The sequence below is a fragment of the Kitasatospora sp. NPDC032757 genome (assembly GCF_055579305.1).
On the sequence record NZ_JBVINN010000029.1, the window covers coordinates 18,407 to 37,186 of the forward strand.

General features: G+C 73.9%; 19 protein-coding genes and 1 pseudogene. 10 read left to right on the forward strand and 10 right to left on the reverse strand.

The annotated features are described in order from the left end of the window. Positions 1 to 4: 4 nt before the first annotated feature. Complete coding sequence (gene hutU / locus ACZ5WK_RS27075; RefSeq protein WP_465550957.1) at positions 5 to 1,675, reverse strand: urocanate hydratase; 1,671 nt, start codon at positions 1,673 to 1,675, stop codon at positions 5 to 7. A 303-nt stretch (positions 1,676 to 1,978) separates the two neighbouring features. Between hutU and ACZ5WK_RS27080 the strand changes: the two genes are divergently transcribed. Further along, entirely contained in the window at positions 1,979 to 2,428 is a 450-nt protein-coding gene (locus ACZ5WK_RS27080) for a Uma2 family endonuclease (protein WP_465550959.1), read from the forward strand. A 7-nt stretch (positions 2,429 to 2,435) separates the two neighbouring features. Here ACZ5WK_RS27080 and ACZ5WK_RS27085 read toward each other — a convergent pair whose 3' ends face one another. After that, the gene (locus ACZ5WK_RS27085) at positions 2,436 to 2,762 is read right to left on the reverse strand and encodes a hypothetical protein (RefSeq protein WP_465550961.1); all 327 of its coding nucleotides are present in this window, start codon (positions 2,760 to 2,762) and stop codon (positions 2,436 to 2,438) included. Between the two features lie 117 nt (positions 2,763 to 2,879). Here ACZ5WK_RS27085 and ACZ5WK_RS27090 point away from each other — a divergent pair, with 117 nt between their 5' ends. Beyond that, complete coding sequence (locus tag ACZ5WK_RS27090) at positions 2,880 to 3,359, forward strand: SRPBCC family protein (RefSeq protein ID WP_465550963.1); 480 nt, start codon at positions 2,880 to 2,882, stop codon at positions 3,357 to 3,359. A gap of 43 nt (positions 3,360 to 3,402) precedes the next feature. Here the strand turns inward: ACZ5WK_RS27090 and ACZ5WK_RS27095 are convergent, their stop codons facing one another. Next, positions 3,403 to 4,272: a MurR/RpiR family transcriptional regulator gene (locus tag ACZ5WK_RS27095; RefSeq protein ID WP_396321329.1), complete on the reverse strand. Its 870-nt coding sequence runs from the start codon at positions 4,270 to 4,272 to the stop codon at positions 3,403 to 3,405. A gap of 234 nt (positions 4,273 to 4,506) precedes the next feature. On the opposite strand from ACZ5WK_RS27095, the gene ACZ5WK_RS27100 reads away from it, so the two are divergent. Continuing rightward, complete coding sequence (locus ACZ5WK_RS27100) at positions 4,507 to 4,932, forward strand: hypothetical protein (protein ID WP_465550965.1); 426 nt, start codon at positions 4,507 to 4,509, stop codon at positions 4,930 to 4,932. 35 nt (positions 4,933 to 4,967) lie between these two features. On the opposite strand, the gene hutH is transcribed toward ACZ5WK_RS27100, so the two are convergent. Beyond that, the gene (gene hutH, locus ACZ5WK_RS27105; protein WP_465550967.1) at positions 4,968 to 6,551 is read right to left on the reverse strand and encodes a histidine ammonia-lyase; all 1,584 of its coding nucleotides are present in this window, start codon (positions 6,549 to 6,551) and stop codon (positions 4,968 to 4,970) included. Between the two features lie 150 nt (positions 6,552 to 6,701). Between hutH and fdhD the strand changes: the two genes are divergently transcribed. Beyond that, positions 6,702 to 7,526 (forward strand): formate dehydrogenase accessory sulfurtransferase FdhD, encoded by an 825-nt coding sequence (gene fdhD / locus ACZ5WK_RS27110; RefSeq protein ID WP_465550969.1) that lies wholly within the window; start codon positions 6,702 to 6,704, stop codon positions 7,524 to 7,526. Here the strand turns inward: fdhD and ACZ5WK_RS27115 are convergent. Further along, positions 7,516 to 8,004, reverse strand: coding sequence for a MarR family transcriptional regulator (locus tag ACZ5WK_RS27115; RefSeq protein ID WP_465550971.1), 489 nt, complete (start codon positions 8,002 to 8,004; stop codon positions 7,516 to 7,518). The two genes, fdhD and ACZ5WK_RS27115, sit on opposite strands and share 11 nt — an antisense overlap. 133 nt (positions 8,005 to 8,137) lie before the next feature. Here ACZ5WK_RS27115 and ACZ5WK_RS27120 point away from each other — a divergent pair, with 133 nt between their 5' ends. After that, on the forward strand, positions 8,138 to 8,983 hold the full coding sequence (locus ACZ5WK_RS27120) for an alpha/beta fold hydrolase (protein WP_465550973.1): 846 nt from the start codon (positions 8,138 to 8,140) through the stop codon (positions 8,981 to 8,983). A 67-nt stretch (positions 8,984 to 9,050) separates the two neighbouring features. On the opposite strand, the gene ACZ5WK_RS27125 is transcribed toward ACZ5WK_RS27120, so the two are convergent. Then, the gene (locus ACZ5WK_RS27125; protein ID WP_465550975.1) at positions 9,051 to 10,238 is read right to left on the reverse strand and encodes a macrolide family glycosyltransferase; all 1,188 of its coding nucleotides are present in this window, start codon (positions 10,236 to 10,238) and stop codon (positions 9,051 to 9,053) included. A gap of 129 nt (positions 10,239 to 10,367) precedes the next feature. Between ACZ5WK_RS27125 and ACZ5WK_RS27130 the strand changes: the two genes are divergently transcribed. Further along, positions 10,368 to 10,979: a TetR/AcrR family transcriptional regulator gene (locus tag ACZ5WK_RS27130; protein ID WP_465550977.1), complete on the forward strand. Its 612-nt coding sequence runs from the start codon at positions 10,368 to 10,370 to the stop codon at positions 10,977 to 10,979. Here ACZ5WK_RS27130 and ACZ5WK_RS27135 read toward each other — a convergent pair. The 4 genes and pseudogenes from ACZ5WK_RS27135 to ACZ5WK_RS27150 all read right to left on the reverse strand — a co-directional run bounded on the left by ACZ5WK_RS27135 (position 10,976) and on the right by ACZ5WK_RS27150 (position 15,764). After that, a complete protein-coding gene (locus tag ACZ5WK_RS27135) occupies positions 10,976 to 11,329 on the reverse strand; it encodes a hypothetical protein (protein ID WP_465550979.1) in 354 nt (117 codons plus the stop codon). The two genes, ACZ5WK_RS27130 and ACZ5WK_RS27135, sit on opposite strands and share 4 nt — an antisense overlap. 729 nt (positions 11,330 to 12,058) lie before the next feature. Beyond that, positions 12,059 to 13,309: pseudogene (locus ACZ5WK_RS27140) on the reverse strand (GGDEF domain-containing protein); the annotation flags it as partial. Positions 13,310 to 13,551: 242 nt separating this feature from the next. Beyond that, positions 13,552 to 14,676, reverse strand: coding sequence for an adenylate/guanylate cyclase domain-containing protein (locus tag ACZ5WK_RS27145; protein WP_396321337.1), 1,125 nt, complete (start codon positions 14,674 to 14,676; stop codon positions 13,552 to 13,554). A 197-nt stretch (positions 14,677 to 14,873) separates the two neighbouring features. After that, complete coding sequence (locus tag ACZ5WK_RS27150; protein WP_465550981.1) at positions 14,874 to 15,764, reverse strand: biotin--[acetyl-CoA-carboxylase] ligase; 891 nt, start codon at positions 15,762 to 15,764, stop codon at positions 14,874 to 14,876. Positions 15,765 to 16,028: 264 nt separating this feature from the next. On the opposite strand from ACZ5WK_RS27150, the gene ACZ5WK_RS27155 reads away from it, so the two are divergent. From ACZ5WK_RS27155 to ACZ5WK_RS27170, 4 genes are all read left to right on the forward strand, one after another. After that, positions 16,029 to 17,621, forward strand: coding sequence for an acyl-CoA carboxylase subunit beta (locus ACZ5WK_RS27155; protein WP_465550983.1), 1,593 nt, complete (start codon positions 16,029 to 16,031; stop codon positions 17,619 to 17,621). Between the two features lie 41 nt (positions 17,622 to 17,662). Beyond that, the gene (locus ACZ5WK_RS27160) at positions 17,663 to 17,878 is read left to right on the forward strand and encodes an acyl-CoA carboxylase subunit epsilon (RefSeq protein WP_396321340.1); all 216 of its coding nucleotides are present in this window, start codon (positions 17,663 to 17,665) and stop codon (positions 17,876 to 17,878) included. A gap of 140 nt (positions 17,879 to 18,018) precedes the next feature. Beyond that, complete coding sequence (gene mmpB, locus ACZ5WK_RS27165) at positions 18,019 to 18,144, forward strand: morphogenic membrane protein MmpB (protein WP_396321341.1); 126 nt, start codon at positions 18,019 to 18,021, stop codon at positions 18,142 to 18,144. A gap of 35 nt (positions 18,145 to 18,179) precedes the next feature. After that, the gene (locus ACZ5WK_RS27170) at positions 18,180 to 18,779 is read left to right on the forward strand and encodes a nucleoside triphosphate pyrophosphatase (protein ID WP_396321342.1); all 600 of its coding nucleotides are present in this window, start codon (positions 18,180 to 18,182) and stop codon (positions 18,777 to 18,779) included. The last annotated feature ends 1 nt before the right edge of the window (position 18,780 follow it).

An 18,780-nucleotide genomic window follows, 5' to 3' on the forward strand; every position in this document is an offset into this window, starting at 1 on the left:
GAGCTCACAGCTCACCCATCGGGACGCGGACCCCGCGCTCGGCGGCGACCTCGTCGGCCCGGTCGTAGCCGGCGTCGACGTGCCGGATGACGCCCATGCCCGGGTCGTTGGTGAGCACCCGGCGGATCTTCTCGCCGGCCAGCGCGGTGCCGTCGGCCACCGTGACCTGGCCGGCGTGGATCGAGCGGCCGATGCCGACGCCGCCGCCGTGGTGGATGGAGACCCAGGACGCGCCCGAGGCGACGTTGACCATGGCGTTGAGCAGCGGCCAGTCGGCGATCGCGTCGGAGCCGTCGAGCATCGCCTCGGTCTCGCGGTACGGGGAGGCGACCGAGCCGCAGTCCAGGTGGTCGCGGCCGATGACGATCGGGGCGGACAGCTCACCGGAGGCGACCATGTCGTTGAACCGCTCGCCGGCCTTGTCCCGCTCGCCGTAGCCGAGCCAGCAGATGCGCGCGGGCAGGCCCTGGAAGTGCACCTTCTCCTGGGCCATCTTGATCCAGCGGTGCAGCGACTCGTTCTCCGGGAAGAGGTCGAGCACGGCCTTGTCGGTCTTGGCGATGTCCTGCGGGTCGCCGGAGAGCGCCGCCCAGCGGAACGGGCCCTTGCCCTCGCAGAACAGCGGCCGGATGTACGCCGGGACGAAGCCGGGGAAGGCGAAGGCGCGGTCGTAGCCGGCCAGCTGGGCCTCGCCGCGGATCGAGTTGCCGTAGTCGAAGACCTCGGCGCCGGCGTCCATGAAGCCGACCATCGCCTCGACGTGCTTGGCCATCGAGTCGCGCGAGCGCTGGGTGAACTCGGCGGGCTTCTCGGCCGCGTAGGTCGCCATGTCGTCGAAGGAGACGCCGATCGGCAGGTAGCTCAGCGGGTCGTGGGCGCTGGTCTGGTCGGTGACGATGTCGATCGGCGCGTCCATCGCGAGCAGCTGCGGGAAGAGCTCGGCGGCGTTGCCCAGCAGGCCGATGGAGAGCGGCTGCTTCTTGTCGCGGGCGGCGGTGGCCAGCTCCAGCGCGTGGGCGAGGTTCTTGGCCTCGACGTCCAGGTAGCGGTGCTCGATCCGGCGGGCGATCCGGGACGGGTCGCAGTCGATGCAGATCGCCACGCCACCGTTCATGGTGACGGCCAGCGGCTGGGCGCCGCCCATCCCGCCGAGGCCGGCGGTGAGGGTGATCGTCCCCGCCAGGGTGCCCTCGAACCGCTTGTTGGCCACGGCCGCGAAGGTCTCGTAGGTGCCCTGGAGGATGCCCTGGGTGCCGATGTAGATCCACGACCCGGCGGTCATCTGCCCGTACATGGTGAGCCCGAGGCTCTCCAGCCGGCGGAACTCCTCCCAGTTGGCCCAGTCGCCGACCAGGTTGGAGTTGGCGATCAGCACCCGCGGCGCCCACTCGTGCGTCTGCATGACACCGACCGGACGCCCGGACTGGACCAGCATGGTCTCGTCCTGCTTCAGCGTCTGCAGCGTGCGGACCATGGCGTCGAAGGAACGCCAGTCGCGGGCCGCCTTGCCGGTGCCGCCGTAGACCACCAGCTTCGACGGGTGCTCGGCCACCTCGGGGTCGAGGTTGTTCATCAGCATCCGCAGGGCGGCCTCCTGCTGCCACCCCTGCGTCGTCAGCGCCGTCCCGCGCGCCGCACGCACCTCACGCGGTCCGCTCGTCTGCTGCTGCACCATGTCCCGGCCTCTCTGCGGATGAATTCATTCAAGCTCGACTCTGCTGAATATATCCAATCATTCAGCCCTCGGCCAGACCTCGGACCCCATCCGATCAGCGCCCGTACGATCGACCACCGAGCGCTACCCCGAAGCGAGCGAACACCAGCCACTCGGCCCAGTGCCAAGGAGCGGAGGACACGATGACGGCCATCAGCGTGCGACCGGGCAGGCTCCGGGACGCGGCGGCCGAGATCGAGCGGAGCACCGGCCTCCGCGTCCAGATCATCGGAGGAACATGGTGATGCCCCCGCTCCTCGCGGCATGCACGCGGGAACCGTCCGCCGGCCGAGGATCCAGCTGGAGTCGCGACTGCCGGGCAGGCTCGGTGCCTTCGAGGTTTCGTCCGTCGCCATGCCCGACAACGCGGAGGACTACGCCACACCCGCTCTCGTCGTCCTCCCCACCGGCTGGGAGGAGGACGACGACTGGTTGGCCGACCCGCACGACGTCGCACTGGCCGTGGAGGTGATCTCCAGCACCGAGCGCGCCGGCGGCATCACGGCCAAGGCCGAGTGGTACGCGATCGCCGGGGTGGCCGTGCTGCTCTCGGCCGACCCCCGCACGGGCGTCCGGACGCTCTACACCCACCCGCGCGACGGCGCCTACCAGGGCGTACTGCACGGCAAGTACGGCGAGCCCGTCCCGCTCGCCGCACCCCTGCCGCCGGAGCTGCGCACCGACGAGCTGCCGCTGTACGGCCCGAGGCGCTGAGCGCGCGTCACGCCGCCGCGTCGCCGTCCCAGTCGATGCCGATCTCGGCGAGCCAGCGGCGGTCGTCGGCGTCGGGGCCGGCCGCGGCCGGGGGGCGGGGCGGGCGGGGGATCTCCTGGACCGGGCCCAGGCCGTACTTCTCGGCGGCGGCCGTACCGGCGTCGGGCTCGATGACGCCGACGTGGACGGCGCTCTGGTCGCCCGGGTCGAGGACGACGAGTTCGGGGTCGGGCAGACGGCGCAGGGTGACGCGGCGTCCGCAGGCGGGGCAGGACCATTCGTCGGCGCCGGAGGCGAGCCGGCCGACGAACTTCATCTCGTGGATCACGCGCATGGCGGCACCCCCTGACAGGGTGATACCCGCTCTGGGCGGATCGGCAACGTGACGGTACGGTCACTTGCGCGCGCAGAAGCGCCGACACCGGGCGGGAGCGATCGGGGAGGGGCCGCAATGGGCCGCGAGTGGAGCGTCGAGGAGAGCGTCACGGTGGCGGCCGGACCGGCCGCCGCGTACCGGGCCGTCAGCGAGGTGCGCCGGACGGGCGAGTGGAGCCCGGAATGCCGCGCGGTCTGGGCCCGCCGGGGGTCGCTCCGGGCGGGCGAGCGGTTCGTCGGGTTCAACCGCCGCGGGCTCTTCGTCTGGTTCACCACCTGCCGGGTGACGGTCGCCGACCCGGACCGTGAATTCGCCTTCCGGGTCGACTCGTTCGGGATCCCGATCGCCGAGTGGGGCTACCGCTTCACTGCGGACGGGAACGGCGGGACGACGGTCACCGAGTACTGGCGGGACCTGCGCACCGGACGCAGCGCGCCGTTCGCCGAGCTGCTCGGCAAGGTCTTCACCGGGGTCTCCCCGGAGCGGCGGGCCGCGGCCAACCGGGCCGGCATGCGCGCCACCCTGGAGCGGCTCCGGACCGCCCTCGCCGGCTGACCGCCGGCCGCCGCCGGCCGCCGCCGGCCGCTCCGGGCCCCTTCTACTCCAGGAAGAGACCGCGCGCCGCCGCCGCCTGCTCGATCGCCTCCAACCGGGCCTCGGCGCCGGGGAGTTCGTCGCACATGGTCTGCAGCAGCACCCGGCCGAGCATCATCGGCGCACAGGCGGTGTCGAAGACCAGGCCGGTGCCGACGGCGGCCGGCAGCATCAGATCGGAGAGCTTGGCCACCGGCGCGAAGGCGCTGTCGGCGACGGTGAGGACGGTCAACCCGCACTCCCGGGCGACGGCCAGGGCGTCCATCAGCTCGCGCGGGTAGCGCGGCAGCGCGAAGCAGAGCAGGGCGCTGGCGCCGGCCGCGGCGGCCTGTTCGAGCCGGTCGGCGAGCATGCTCCCGCCCTCGTCGAGCAGCCGGATGTCGGGGTGCACCTTGGCCGCGAAGTAGGCGAAGCCACGGGCCTGCGCGGAGGCGGCCCGCAGGCCGAGGACGGGCAGCGGGCGGGAGGCGGCGAGGAGGCGGGCGGCGCGGGTGATCGGCTCGGGGTCGGCGAGGAGTTCGGCGAGGTGGCGCAGGTGCTCGATCTCGGCGAGGACGGCCTGCTGGTGCTCGTTGCGGACGGCGTCGGCCGGGGTCTCCGGGGCGGCCGGCTCGCCCGCGCCCAGTTCGCGCAGCTGCTTGCGCAGCGCCGGGTAGCCGTCGTAGCCGAGCGCCACCGCGAAGCGGGTGACGGAGGGCTGGCTGACGCCGGCCAGCTCGGCGACCTCGACGCTGGAGAGGAACGGGGCCTCGGTGGCGTGCCGGACCAGCGAGTGGGCGATCCGGCGTTGGGTGGGGGTGAGCCGGTGGCCCTCGAAGAGCTGGAGCAGCCGGGCGGAGGGGCCGACCGTGCCGGTGTCGTCGGTGGCGGTCATCACAGTACCTCCGGGTGCGAGCTGTTCGGACGACGACTGTGCAGCAGCGCGCGCCCGCTGGCAAAGACGTCTCGTACGCCGGGACGCCCGGTGAGACGTCCCGAGGGGTGGGACCGGCGCCCGGACGAGGCCCCCGGGCACTTCTCGGGGGGACCCTGATTTCCCCCTGAGTCCGCCCCGATTACCGCGCGAACCGATGGACCGGCGGCGTACCGCGGGCCCAGGCTTGGCGGCATGGACACTCGCCAGGACGAACTGCGGCGCGACCTCGACGCCACCCTGCAGGCCCGCAAAGAGCTGGGCAAGGAGTACGAGTCGGAGTTGGTCGACTCGTTCCTGGCCCGGCTCGACGCACGGATGGACGCCCGTCTCGACGCCCGGGTGGAGCGCCGGGTCTCGGAGCGGCTCGACGACTACGGGCCGGCCGAGCACCTGCGCCGCCGCCCGTTCGGCCGCTCCGGCAACCGGCTGCCGCTGCTCTCGCTGGTCCTGGGCATCCCGTTGACCGCCATCGCGACCGACGGCGGCACCAACGGCTTCACCGGCTTCATGGGCCTGGTGGTCTGCTGGACCGGCATCGTCGGGGTCAACTTCGCCGCCGTGCTGTCCGACCGCCGGGACGACCGCCGGCCGAAGCGGTCGCGGAGCGAGTGGGACTGAGCCCACCCGCTCCGCGACGGCCGCGTGGGCGTGCGTCAGGCCAGCGGCCCGGTGACCTTCTGGACCGCCTGCAGCAGCGCGCCGGAGGCGACCAGCGCGGCGGCGGCCTCCAGGTCCGGCGAGAGGAAGCGGTCGCGGCCGGCGCCGCCGACCCCGGCCTCGCGGGCCGCCGCCATGGCGGCGGCGGTGGCGGGGGCCACCGTGCCGCTGGAGTCGGCCTGCTGACGGATCTCCAGCGCACGGGAGGCGGCGGTCAGCTCGACGGCGAGGATCCGGCCGAGGTTCTCGACCGCCTGGCGCAGCTTGCGGGCGGCGGACCAGCCCATCGAGACGTGGTCCTCCTGCATCGCCGAGGACGGGATCGAGTCGACCGAGGCCGGCACCGCGAGCCGCTTGTTCTCGCTGACCAGCGCCGCCTGGGTGTACTGGGCGATCATCAGGCCGGAGTCCACGCCCGGGTCGTCGGCCAGGAAGGCCGGCAGGCCGTGCGAGCGGGCCTTGTCGAGCAGCCGGTCGGTGCGGCGCTCGGAGATCGAACCGAGGTCGGCGGCGGCGATGGCGAGGAAGTCCAGCACGTACGCGACCGGGGCGCCGTGGAAGTTGCCGTTGGACTCGACCCGGCCGTCCGGCAGCACCACCGGGTTGTCGACGGAGGCGGCCAGCTCGCGGGAGGCGACCAGTGCGGCGTGGGCCAGGGTGTCGCGGCCGGCGCCGGCGACCTGCGGGGCGCAGCGGATCGAGTAGGCGTCCTGGACGCGCGGCGCGTCGTCCTGGTGGTGGCCGGTGAGGCCGGAGTCCTTGAGGACGGCCAGCATGTTGGCGGCGGAGAGCGCCTGGCCGGGGTGCGGGCGGATCGGGGCGTGCAGCTCGGGGGCGAGCACCTTGTCGGTGCCGAGCAGCGCCTCCAGGGTCATCGCGGCGGTGATGTCGGCGGTGGTGAACAGGCGCTGGAGGTCGGAGATGGCCATCACCAGCATGCCGAGCATGCCGTCGGTGCCGTTGATGAGGGCCAGGCCCTCCTTCTCCAGCAGCTCGACCGGCTCGATGCCGGCCGCGGCGAGCAGCTCGCCGGCGGGCTTCTCGACGCCGTCGGGGCCGGTCGCCACGCCTTCGCCCATCAGCACCAGCGCGCAGTGCGAGAGCGGCGCGAGGTCGCCGGAGCAGCCGAGCGAGCCGAACTCGCGGACCACCGGGGTGATTCCGGCGTTGAGGATGGCGGCCATGGTCTGGGCGACCAGGGGGCGCACGCCGGTCCGGCCGGAGGCCAGCGTCTTCATCCGCAGGAACATCAGCGCACGGACCACCTCGCGTTCCACCGCCGGGCCCATCCCGGCGGCGTGCGAGCGCACCAGCGAGCGCTGGAGCTGGGCGCGCAGCTCGGGGCTGATGTGCCGGACGGCGAGCGCACCGAAGCCGGTGGAGACGCCGTAGACGGGGCGCGGCTCGGCGGCGAGGGCGTCGATCCGGGCGCGCGCGGCCGCCATCTCGGCGAGCGCGTCGGGGCCGATCTCGATCTTGGCGTTGCCCCGGGCGACGGCCAGCACGTCCTCCGCACTGACGTCGGCCTTGCCGACCTGGACGAGCGGCGCGTGGGGGGTCGCAGCACTGTGCATATCCATATACACCATCACATCAGGTGAATGAAGATATGACAACCGTCCTGGGCCATTCGGCCGCCACGGACACTGCGCCGGTCAGCAGGATTTTCGGTTACCCCGGCCCGTGGCGCACGCTGTGGGGGTGACGGACGGCACGGAGGTGGCGGGGCGATGACGCGGGCGACGGCGCGACGGCGGGTGGTGCGGCTACGGGGGGACGCGCGCAGTACGCGGCCGGACGCGCTGGCGGCGGAGGAGCCGCTGGAGATCCGGCTCGGCGGCGAGCCGCTCACCGTGACCATGCGGACCCCCGGGCAGGACTTCGACCTGGTGGCCGGCTTCCTGGTCGGCGAGGGGCTGGTGCACACGGCGCAGGAGCTCGCCGCGCTGCGCTACTGCGCCGGGACGGACGAGACCGGCGCCAACACCTACAACGTGGTGGACGCGACGCTGCGCGGCGCCGGCGCCGTCCCGCTCTCCGCCCACCGCAACCTGCTCACCACCAGCGCCTGCGGCCTCTGCGGCCGCGCCACCGTGGACGCCGTCCGCACGCACGTCCGCCACCCGGTCGCGGACGACCCGCTGAGCGTCCCGCCCGCACTGCTGTACGGGCTGCCGGACCGGCTGCGGGCCGCCCAGCGCACCTTCGAGTCGACCGGCGGGCTGCACGCGGCCGGACTGTTCGACGGCACGACCGGCGAGCTGCTCTGCGCCCGCGAGGACGTCGGCCGGCACAACGCGGTGGACAAGGTGGTCGGCTGGGCGCTGCGCGCGGGCCGGCTGCCGCTGGCCGGGCACGTCCTGCTGGTCAGTGGCCGGGCGTCGTTCGAGCTGACCCAGAAGGCCGCACTGGCGGGCATCCCGCTGCTGGCGGCCGTCTCGGCACCGTCCTCGCTCGCGGTGGACCTCGCCGAGGAGCTGGGCCTGACCCTGGTCGGCTTCCTGCGCGGCGAGGGCGCCAACGTCTACACCCGCCCGGACCGCGTCACCGGCTGACCGCCCGGCCCTCGCCCTCCTCCACCTCCACCCGAAGGCGCCGCAGCGAGGCGGGCGTGAGCCGCCGGGCGAGCACCTCCAGCGCCGCCAGCACCTCGGCCAGCTCCGCCGGGTCGTCCGTGCCGAGCGCCCGCGCCAACGCGCCGTCGACGGGCGCGGCGGCCACCTCGGCCCGGCGGGCGGAGAGCTCGGGGGCGCGGCGGGCGAGCAGCCGGCGGCGGTCCCGGGGGTCGGCCTCGGTGACGATCGACCCCGCCTCCCGGAGCCGGGCGACGGCCGCGGAGACCTGGCTCTGCGGCAGGCCGGTGCGCGCGGCGATCTCGCCGACGGCGCTGTCCGGATGCTCGTAGATGTCGCTCATGACGACGACGACCGCCCTGACGCCGGTGGCGCGCTTGCCGAGCCCCTCGGTCGGGATGGCCTCCTCGCCGATCTTCGCCAGCGTCCGGCCGAGCAGCAGCAGTTCGACTCCGTTCATGAGGCCCAAGGTACATCAGAAGAGATGCATCAAAAAAGATTCATCTCTCTTGATGTATCGAAAAAGATGCTTTACATTGGAGTCCAGAAGCCGACGGCGGCCACCCGGCCGCCCCAGGGGAGGGAACCCAGCCATGACCACCGCACTGCTCACCACCGCCGGCGCCCGCATCCACCACCAGGTCCAGGGCGCCGGCCCGGTCCTGCTGATCGCCCAGAGCGGCGAGGGCAACGCCGACCGCAGCGCCGACCTGGTGGCCCGGCTGGCCGACCGGTACACCGTGGTGACGTACGACCGGCGCGGCATCTCCCGCAGCACCCTCGACGAGCCGGGCCGCACCCCGACCGTCACCGAGCACGCCGACGACGCCCACCGGCTGCTCGCGGCCGTCACCGACCGGCCCGCCCTGATGCTCGGCTGCAGCTTCGGCGGGCTCATCGGACTCCAGCTCGCCCAGGACCACCCCGGGCAGCTGAGCACCCTGATCGCCCACGAGCCGGCCGCACCGCGCCTGCTGCCGGCCGAGGAGTGCACCGGGACGCTCGACGCGCTGGCCGGCATCCAGGAGGTGTTCCACCGGGACGGCTGGCAGGCGGCGCTGCGCGGGGTGATGACGGCCACCGGGATCGACCCGGCCCGCCAGGAGCGCGAGCCCGAGGTCCGTCCGCAGCCGTTCGGCCCGGAGCGCGCGGCCGACTTCACGGCCTTCCTCGCCCACGACCTGACCACCCTGCGCCGGAGCACCTTCGGCACCGCCGGGGCCGACGCGCTCGCCGCCGGGCCGACCCGGGTGGTGCCCGCCGTCGGGGAGATCACCGACCCGACGGTCTACAGCTACCGCTGCGCCGAGGTGCTGGCCGGGCGGCTCGGCACGGACCTCACCCGCCTCCCCGGCGGCCACAACGGCAACCTGACGCACCCCCGGGCGTTCGCCGCGCGGCTCGACGAGGTGCTGACCGCCGCGGTTCAGGCCGGCTGAGCCCCGGGGCGGCGGAAGGCCGGGGCCGACCGCGCGCCGGCCCGACCCGGCGTCGGCACAACCGGCCTCACCCCAGCCGGGCCTCGATCAGGTCGGCCGCGCGGGCCGTGCCACCCTCGGCCAGCGCCTCGGCGCGGAGCGCGTCGAGCCGCTTCGCCACCTCCGGGTCACCGGCCAGCTCCAGCAGCGCGACGCGCAGCGCGTCCGCCGTCGCCTGCCCGGTGTCCAGGCGGCGCGCGACGCCCAGCTCCACCAGCCGGTCCGCGTTGCTGAACTGGTCGGCGGCCTGCGGCACCGCGATCATCGGCACCCCGGCCTGGAGGCCCTCGCTCGCACCCCCCATGCCGGCATGGGTGACGAAGGCGTCCGCCTGCGCCAGCACGGAGAGCTGCGGCACCCACGGGTGCACCTCGATGTTGGCCGGCACCTCGCCCAGCCCGGCCGGGTCGGTGTGCCGGCCGATCTGCAGCACGACGTGCCAGCCGGGCAGGTCGCCGAAGGCCTTCACGCACTCGCGGTAGAACGCCGGCTGGTGGGTGAATGCCGAGCCGAGCGAGACCAGCAGCACCCTCCCGGCACCGGCCGGCCGCTCCCAGCCGCCCTGGTGCGCACGGTCGTCGGCGCACGGGCCGACGAAGGTGTACCGCGCGGGGTCGACCCGGTCGGCATGGGGCTGCAGCGCGCGCGGCACGAGGGCGAGCGCGTGCCCGGGCCTGCCCTGGAACGCGTCCGGGTCGTGCTCGGTGGCGCCGTTCGCGACCAGCCAGCCGGTGAACCGCCGGTAGTACGCGGCACCGCCGGGCCCGTTGTGCAGCGCCTCGTACATCCCGGCCATGTCCTGCTCGAAGCCCTCCCAGGCGACGTAGGTCGACGAGAGCTGGAGGACCGGCACGCCCCAGTCCTCGGCCAGCACCCGGCCCGCGTATCCGGCGATGTCGTAGAGGACGAGGTCGGGCCGGTCGTCGGCGAACGCGGACCGCAGCACGGGGAGCATCGCGGCGGCGTCGTCCAGGAAGAGGTTCTGGATCGCCACCGGGTCCTGCAGCCAGACGTGGGAGTCCTCGGTGAGCGGCAGCACCGTCTCGTACGGGACGAGCGTCGCCCCCGTGGACTCGACGGCGCCCGAGAAGGACGGGTCGTTGACGTAGCTGACGCGGTGGCCCCGGGCGACGAGTTCGCGGATCACCGCCAGGCTGGGGTTGACGTGGCCGTGCGCCGGGATGGAGACCATGGCGATGTGGGCGGGGCGGGTCATGTGTCCTCCAGAAAGCGGGCGGGCAACGAGAGACGAGACGATCCGTCTCGCAACCCGTCCAGCATGAGGCGCCCCTCGCGGGACGTCAAGACGAGACGTACCGTTTCGTCATCGGCCTAGAATGGAGCCATGACCCGCAGCAGCACACCCGACCCCGCCCGCCGCAGCGAGCGCTCCCGTCAGGCAGTCCTCGCCGCCGCCGCCGAACTGGTCGCCGAGGTCGGCTTCGGCAAGCTCACCATCGAGGCGATCGCCGCCCGCGCCGGCGTCGGCAAGCAGACCATCTACCGCTGGTGGCCCTCGAAGGGCGCGGTGGTCTTCGACGCCTTCCAGGCCGCCAACGAGGACGCCTCCGGCAGCCTCGCCCTGCCCGACACCGGCGACCTCTCCGCCGACCTGCGGGCCGTCCTGCGGCCGACCGCCGACCAGCTCGTGGACCCGGCCTTCGACAACACCGGCCGCGGCCTCGTCTCCGAGTACCTGCTCGACCCGGCCCTGCTCCGCGAGTACCGCGAACGCCTGATGGATCCGTTGCTGGAGGTCACCCGCGAGCGCCTGCGCGCCGCCCGCGCGGCCGGCCAGATCGACGCCGACGCCGACCTCGACCTCGCCGTCGAACTGCTCTACGGCCCGATGTACTACCGCTGGCTGCACGGCCTCGGCCCGCTCGACCACGCGTACGCGGACCGCCTCGTGGAGGCGGTCCTTCGCGCGCTCGGGGCCTCGGGGGGCGACAGCTAGCCGCGGTTGCGGCGGCGGAGCGCCACGACCACCGCGATGATCACCGCAATGACCACCAGCACCACCACGACGCCGATGAGCAGGCCGATGATCTTGCTGAAGCCCTTCTTCTTCTTTTTCTTCGCCTTGTCCTTCGACCCGGCCAACCGGGTGGTGTCGTGCCGGTCGGCCGCCACCCCCACGGCCGGGGCCGCGGCCGGCGCGGCAGCCGGCGCGCCCTGGACGGCGGTGCTCACCGCGGCGGCGCGCGGCGCGGCCTGGGCCGCCGAGGCCGCCGGCGCGGTGGCGAGCGCGGCACCGCCGAAGGCGAGCACGGCGGTGAGGACGAGGCTCGTCAGACGAGCGCGCATGGTGTGAACCCCCGATCCGGCCGGCCCCCATGGCCCGCCGACCGCGGACACCATCCCACGCCCGCCCGCCCGCACCCAACCCCCCGGCACCCTCCACACCGGACCGCGACCTGCTCGGAACCGACCGGTCACCGAACCGGCACAACCCGGCGCCCCGAGGCCTCAGCCCGGCGGCGGGGAGGCCGGACCGGACAGGGCGACGGCGACCAGGGCGCGCATGGCGCAGGCGGCCTGGCCCAGCGGGAGCGTGGCGTCGTCGGCGAAGAGCTCGACCAGCCAGCCGCCCGCCGCGTTCTGGCCGCCGGCGGCGACCATGCCGCGGTAGCCGGAGACGACCAGCATGGCCTCCTCGGCCGGGTCGTTGCCCGCCGAGCCGGCCCGCAGGGCGAAGGCGTCGCCGCGGACGGCCCGCCGGGTCATCGGGTAGTGCCGCAGGTCGAAGACGGCGTCCGGCGCCTCGATCTGCGCCCGCTGGGTCTCCGCCCGGCTGCTGCTGGGCCCGCTGGTCATCCGGTAGACGGCGTGCTGCGCCGTCCGCATCAGGTGCGAGCCGGGCGGGACGTAGGAGATCCACCAGCCGACCGCGTCCAGCAGCCGGGCGGAGGTCTCCGCGACGACGGCCAGCTTGCCGATGGTGTCGGCGGGGTGCACGGAGCGGACCACGCCGTGCTGGTCCAGGGCGGTGAGCACGGCGGTGAGCAGCTGCCCCGGATCGGCGCTGTGCGCGGCCCCGCGGAACCGCCGCCGGTCGCCGGCCCCGGCCCGGCCGCTGCCACGACCCCGGGCGTCGGCCCGGTGGTGCGGGTCCGCGGCGTCGGCGAGCAGCACGGTCGGGTCGGGCGAGAAGCCTGGGCCGTGACTGCGCCCGGCGACCACGGGGTGGGCGGCGCGCGCGGCCTTGGCCCGGTACTGGGCGGCGTCGGCGAGCCGGAAGAGCCGGTCGGCGGTGGTGACCGGGCCGATGGAGTCCCCGGTGGAGGCGACCCCGCAGGCGACGCCCTCGCCCTCGGCGAGCGCGAGGGCCCGCGCGCACAGCTCCTCGGCCACGGCGACCACCTCGTCCGCCTTCTGCCCCTCGACCAGCAGGCAGAACTCGTCGCCGCCGAGCCGGGCGGCGAGGCTGCCGGGCAGCTTGGCGGCGGCCAGCGACAGCTGGTGGGCGAAGCGTTCGAGCAGCCGGTCGCCCATCTCGTGGCCCAGCTGGTCGTTGACCCGCTTCAGGCCGTTGACGTCGCAGACCACCAGCGAGACGACGATGTTGTCCCGGTTGTGCGCCTCCAGCGCGCTCTCCAGCCGGGCGTCCACCGCGCGCCGGTTGGCCAGGCCGGTGAGCGGGTCGGAGAAGGCGAGCTTGCGCAGGTCGGCGAGGCGCTCGGTCTGGGCGAGGCCGGCCGAGATCTGGGCGGCCAGCAGGGTGGCGTAGTCGGCGTCGGCCTCGGTGAACTCGGGCTCCCCGACGGTCCTGGCGAGGTACAGCTCGCCCCAGGCCTGCCCGTGCAGCACGATCGGGGCGACCACGCAGCAGGCCCGTCCGCGTCGGCGCAGCGCCGCGGCGCGCTCCTGGCAGTACGCGCCGGCAGTGGGGTGCGAGTGCCCGGCGTGCGGCTCGGAGCTCTCGGCGCTCTGCAGCCAGGCGCGCGGGAGGCGGCCGGTGGTCCAGCGCTCCTCCAGATAGGTGACGATCTCGGGGAAGTCGGCCACCGGGTAGGACTCGTCCTCCGGCAGCTCCTCCTCCCCCGGCGCCAGCTCCCCGTGGTTGACCAGCACCCGCAGCCGGCCGGACTCGCGGTCCCAGACCGAGACCGCGGCCATGGTGGCGCCGAGCGCCTCGGTGGCACGGACGGCGGCCGCCCGGACGGCCTCCAGCGGGGTGAGGGCACCCGCCATGTCCTGGGCGAGCTCGACCACGGACTTCAGCCGCCCGTCGGTGGCGGCGGCCGGCGGCTGTGACCGGTCGTACTCGCAGCCGCGGTCCGTCATGATCGCCTCACTGCTCACCGGCTCGCCTCGCTCCCTGTGCCCGGCCCTGCTCGGCCCCCCCAGGACGCGACCCGCCGGGGCCCGCACCCGCCGAGAAGCTGCACCCGTACGGCCGCTTGCACCAAGACTATGGCGGTTTCATTCGGTTATGCCCCGTTTGCCGGGAAGGATCCACGCGGCCGTACGGGTTTCAACCGTTCGGCCACGCCGGGCACGCACCGGCTTCACACCGCGGACACGCGCTACTCCGAACGCTGGCGCCGCGACAGCAGCCACGGCTCGACCAGGCCGAGCCCGCGCACCGGGCGGCGCCACATCGGCTGGAGGTTGAACCGGTGCCCGGCATCCGGCCCGGGCACCGGCAGGCCGGAGGCGGGGAGTCCGGCGGAGGCCGACAGCACGTCGGCGAGGCCCGGCCCGTCCGCGTCGGCGGGGGCGACGCTGCCGTTCTGCTCCAGTGCGGTGGCGAACTCGCCGTCGATCAGCACCGCGTCCTTGGGAGCGATCGAGGTGAGCCGGCTGGCCAGGTTGACGGTGGTGCCGAAGACGTCGCCCATCCGGGAGGTGACGGTGCCGAAGGCCATGCCGACCCGCAGCGCGGGGATGGAGTCGTCCTCGGCCAGCGCCTCGACCAGGGAGAGCGCGATCTCGGCGGCGGTGGCCGGGTCCTCGGAGACGTAGAGGATCTCGTCGCCGAGGGTCTTGATCACCCGGCCGCCCTGGCCGGCGATCAGGTCGGAGCAGGTGTTCTCGAAGGTCTCGACCAGCTCGCCGAGCTCCTCCTCCTCCAGCCGGCGGGAGAGCCGGGTGAAGCCGACCAGGTCGGCGAAGCCGACGGCGAGCCGGCCGCTGGTGATCTCGGTGTCCTCGGCGGCCTGCACCACCCGGCCGGTGACGGCGGCCAGCTGCCGGCGCCAGACGTAGACCAGGAACTGCTCCAGCTCCGGCAGCAGCAGCTCGACCAGCGGGTAGGCCACCTCGGCACGGGTCAGACCGGGTTCGACGGACTGGGTGAGGTTCTCCAGGAAGGTGTCCATCTGCCAGCCGGCCAGCCGGGAGGTGGTCTGCCCGGTGGACCGCGCCACCTGGATCGCCATCGACTCGCTGAGCAGGCCCGACTCCACCAGCCCGGCCAGCCGGCGCAACGCGATCACATCGCCGTCGGTGAGCGCCCGAGACTGCCCGATGTCCGGGAAGCCCATCGCCCGCCAGAAGCGGGTGGCCAGCTCCATCGGGACGTCTGCGGCGCGCGCGGCCTGGTACGGGGTGTAGCGGCGTGGTGCGTCCAGGATCAGGCGTTCCAGGTCGAGCGCGACCGTCTGGTCGTGGCCGCCCGCCGTTCCGCCGCTGCTGCCGTCCTCTGCCACCGGTCCGTCCCCGTGCGGTTGCCGCACTTGCCTCGTGTCCTGCCTGTCCGGGCGCGCCCGCCACCCGGCGGGCAGTGGCGCGCCTCACACTGCTGCCAGGTGGAATGTTCGCACGGAATCGCGCGATCCGGGGCATCCGCCCGAGTCAAGGGGAGGTGAAGAGTCCCGCCCGGCGGGTCCCGGTCGGCCGGTCCCGCTCAGCTCGGCTCGGGGCGTACGTGCACGACGTCGCCCGCGCCGACCGCGCGCCGGGCGCCGTCGGGGGTGCGGACCACCAGCCGGCCGTCGCCGTCGACCGCCACCGCCTCGCCGAGCAGCTCGCGGTCACCGGGAAGGTGCACCCTGACCTCCCGGCCGAGGGTGGTGCAGCGGTCCGCGTACGCGCGCAGCAGGCCGCTGGCGTGGGGGTCGCCGGCGGCCGCCGTCCACTCCGTGTAGAGGCCGGCGAACTCGCGCAGCAGCGCGCGCAACAGAGTGGCCCGGTCGGTGACGGCGGCGCCGGCCAGGGCCAGCGAGGCGGCGGTGGGGACGGGCAGCTCGCTCTCCCGCAGCGAGACGTTGACGCCGAGGCCGGCGACCACCGCGCCGCCGCTCAGCTCGGTCAGGATGCCGCCGAGTTTGCGCTCCGCGCCGCCGATGCCGACCTGGAGGTCGTTGGGCCACTTCAGGCCGACCTCGACCTCGGCGACCCGGCTCAGCGTGCTGGCGGCGGCGACGCCGACCAGGATCGGCAACCAGCCGTACCGCTCGACGGGTACCTCGTCCGGGCGAAGCAGGACGGAGAGGAAGAGCCCGGAACGGGCCGGCGCCGTCCACTGCCGCTCCAGCCGCCCGCGCCCGGCGCTCTGCGCCTCGGCGACCAGCACGGCGCCCTGCGGCGCGCCCTCCTTGGCGCGCGCGGCCAGGTCGCTGTTGGTCGAGCCGGTCTCGGTGACGACGTCCAGCGAGGTCCAGAACCCGCCCGGAAGCACCAGGTCACGGCGGAGCGCCTCGGTGTCCAGCGGCGGCCGGTCCAGGTCGGTCCAGGGCGACGGCCCGGCGTGGCCGAAGCCGCGCAGTCCACTACGGCGGGGGGTCTCTGAGGTCATGGCGACGAGACTAGGTCCTGCCAGGTCGATCCCGGCGGAGCAGCGCGACCGGCCGGACGGGACCCACAAGCCGTAGGCCGCCTCATCGTCCCGCAGAACGAGCGTTGACACACTGTGTCGCTGGCCATAACGGCAAACCCTGCGCGCTGGCTACGCTACTCAACGGTAGTTCGTTGCGCCGCCCTGCCCTCGTGCGCGGGCCCCCATCCTGGCCCGCGCAGTAACTCGACAGGTCGCGGCCCATGGATCAGGGAGAGCCACCGGATGACCGAGGCGCCGTACGACCCCCACACCACCGCCGGCAAGCTCGCCGACCTGCGGCGCAGGATCGACGAGGCGGTGCACTCCGGGTCCGCCAAGGCCGTGGAGAAGCAGCACGCCAAGGGCAAGCTGACGGCCCGTGAGCGCGTGGTCGAGCTGCTGGACGAGGACTCCTTCGTGGAGTTCGACGAGTTCGCCCGGCACCGCTCGACCAACTTCGGCCAGGAGAAGAACCGCCCCTACGGTGACGGCGTCGTCACCGGCTACGGCACCGTCGACGGCCGTCAGGTGGCCGTCTTCGCGCAGGACTTCACCGTCTTCGGCGGCTCGCTCGGCGAGGTCTTCGGCGAGAAGATCGTCAAGGTGATGGACTTCGCACTGAAGACCGGCTGTCCGGTCATCGGCATCAACGACTCCGGCGGCGCCCGGATCCAGGAGGGCGTAGTCTCGCTCGGCCTGTACGGCGAGATCTTCCGCCGCAACGTGCACGCCTCCGGGGTCATCCCGCAGATCTCGCTGATCATGGGCCCCTGCGCGGGCGGTGCGGTCTACTCCCCCGCGATCACCGACTTCGTGGTGATGGCCGACCAGACCTCGCACATGTTCATCACCGGCCCGGACGTCATCAAGACCGTCACCGGCGAGGACGTCGGCATGGAGGAGCTGGGCGGCGCGCGCACCCACAACACCAAGTCCGGCAACGCGCACTACCTGGCCACGGACGAGAAGGAGGCGGTCGAGTACGTCAAGAGCCTGCTCTCGTACCTGCCCTCCAACAACCTCTCCGACCCGCCGGCCTTCCCGGAGGAGGCGGATCTCACCGTCACCGACGAGGACCTCGAACTCGACACCCTGGTGCCGGACTCGGCGAACCAGCCGTACGACATGCACAAGGTGATCGAGCACGTCCTCGACGACGGCGAGTTCCTGGAGACCCAGCCGCTGTACGCCGGCAACATCATCACCGGCTTCGGCCGGGTCGAGGGCCACCCGGTCGGCATCGTCGGCAACCAGCCGATGGACCTGGCCGGCTGCCTGGACATCGCCGCCAGCGAGAAGGCCGCCCGGTTCATCCGGACCTGCGACTCGTTCAACATCCCGGTGCTGACCTTCGTCGACGTGCCCGGCTTCCTGCCCGGCACCGAGCAGGAGTGGGACGGCATCATCCGCCGCGGCGCCAAGCTGATCTACGCGTACGCCGAGGCGACCGTCCCGCTGATCACCGTCATCACCCGCAAGGCCTTCGGCGGCGCGTACGACGTCATGGGCTCCAAGCACCTGGGCGCGGACCTCAACCTGGCCTGGCCGACCGCGCAGATCGCGGTGATGGGCGCACAGGGCGCGGCCAACATCGTCTACCGCCGTGAGCTGGCCGAGGCCGCCGCGGCCGGCGAGGACGTCGACGCCCGCCGGGCCGAGCTGGTCGCCGAGTACGAGGACACCCTGCTCAACCCGTACCTGGCCGCCGAGCGCGGGTACGTGGACGCGGTCATCGCGCCGAGCGAGACCCGCCGGCACATCGTCCGCGGCCTGCGGGCGCTGCGTGGCAAGCGTGAGGTGCTGCCGCCGAAGAAGCACGGCAACATCCCCCTGTAGGCCCCCTCCCCCACCAGCGGCCGTCGCGAGAGGATTGAGCCATGGCCCCGATCCATGTGCTGCACGGGCAGCCGACCCCCGAGGAGCTGGCCACCGTCCTGGCGGTGGTCCACTCCCGGGCCGCCGCCGCACAGGCCGCCGAGGCGGCCCGTGCCGGTGCCGGCCCGGACTCCCCCTGGAACGACCGCGCCCGCCGGCTGCGGGGCACCCCGCGGCCCGGCGTCAACGTCTGGCGCACCTCGGGCTGGGCCGGCTAGCACCGGTGCGCGGAGCAGGGGAGCCGGCCGGGCCGGCTCCCCTGCTCGGCGTCCGCTCGCACGGGCACGCCCGGATTGCCCCGAAAAGCTGAGTACGGATACTCAGGCGCCACCGCGTCCCCCCGGCGCACCCTGGAGGGGTGCTCTGGTCAGACCCCCGCGACGAGCCCTCCCCCGAGGCCCGGCGGGTGCAGGAGAAACTGCGCCGCGCCGGCCCTGTGCTCGCCGCCTTCCTCCTGGTGTTCGCCGTTCTCCTGATGGTCTGAACGGACGCGCGGAGGACCCCTCTACCCTGGTGGGCATGACCGACCGCCGCGCCCTCGTCCTCGCCTCCGCCTCCCCCGCCCGCCTCGGGCTGCTGCGCCAGGCGGGCCTCGACCCGCGCGTGGTGGTCAGCGGTGTCGACGAGGACGCGATCACCGCCGCCACCCCCGGCGAGCTCGCGCTCGTCCTGGCCGAGGCCAAGGCGAAGGCGGTCGCCGCCGAACTGACCGGCGGCGAGCTGGTGATCGGCTGCGACTCGGTGCTGGAGCTGGACGGCCTGGCGCTCGGCAAGCCCGCCGACGCCGCCGAGGCGCTGGCCCGCTGGCAGTCGATGCGCGGCCGCTCCGGCGTGCTGCGCACCGGGCACTGCGTGATCGACACCGTCACCGGCGAGCAGTCCTCGGCCACCGCCTCCACCACCGTGCGCTTCGGCACCCCGGACGACGCGGAGGTCGCCGCCTACATCGCCTCCGGCGAACCGCTGCACGTGGCCGGCGCCTTCACCCTGGACGGCCGCTCGGCGCCGTTCGTCGAGGGGATCGACGGCGACCCGGGCAACGTCATCGGCCTGTCGCTGCCGCTGCTGCGCACCCTCCTCGCCGGGCTGGGCGTGCGCATCACCGACCTCTGGGCCTGAC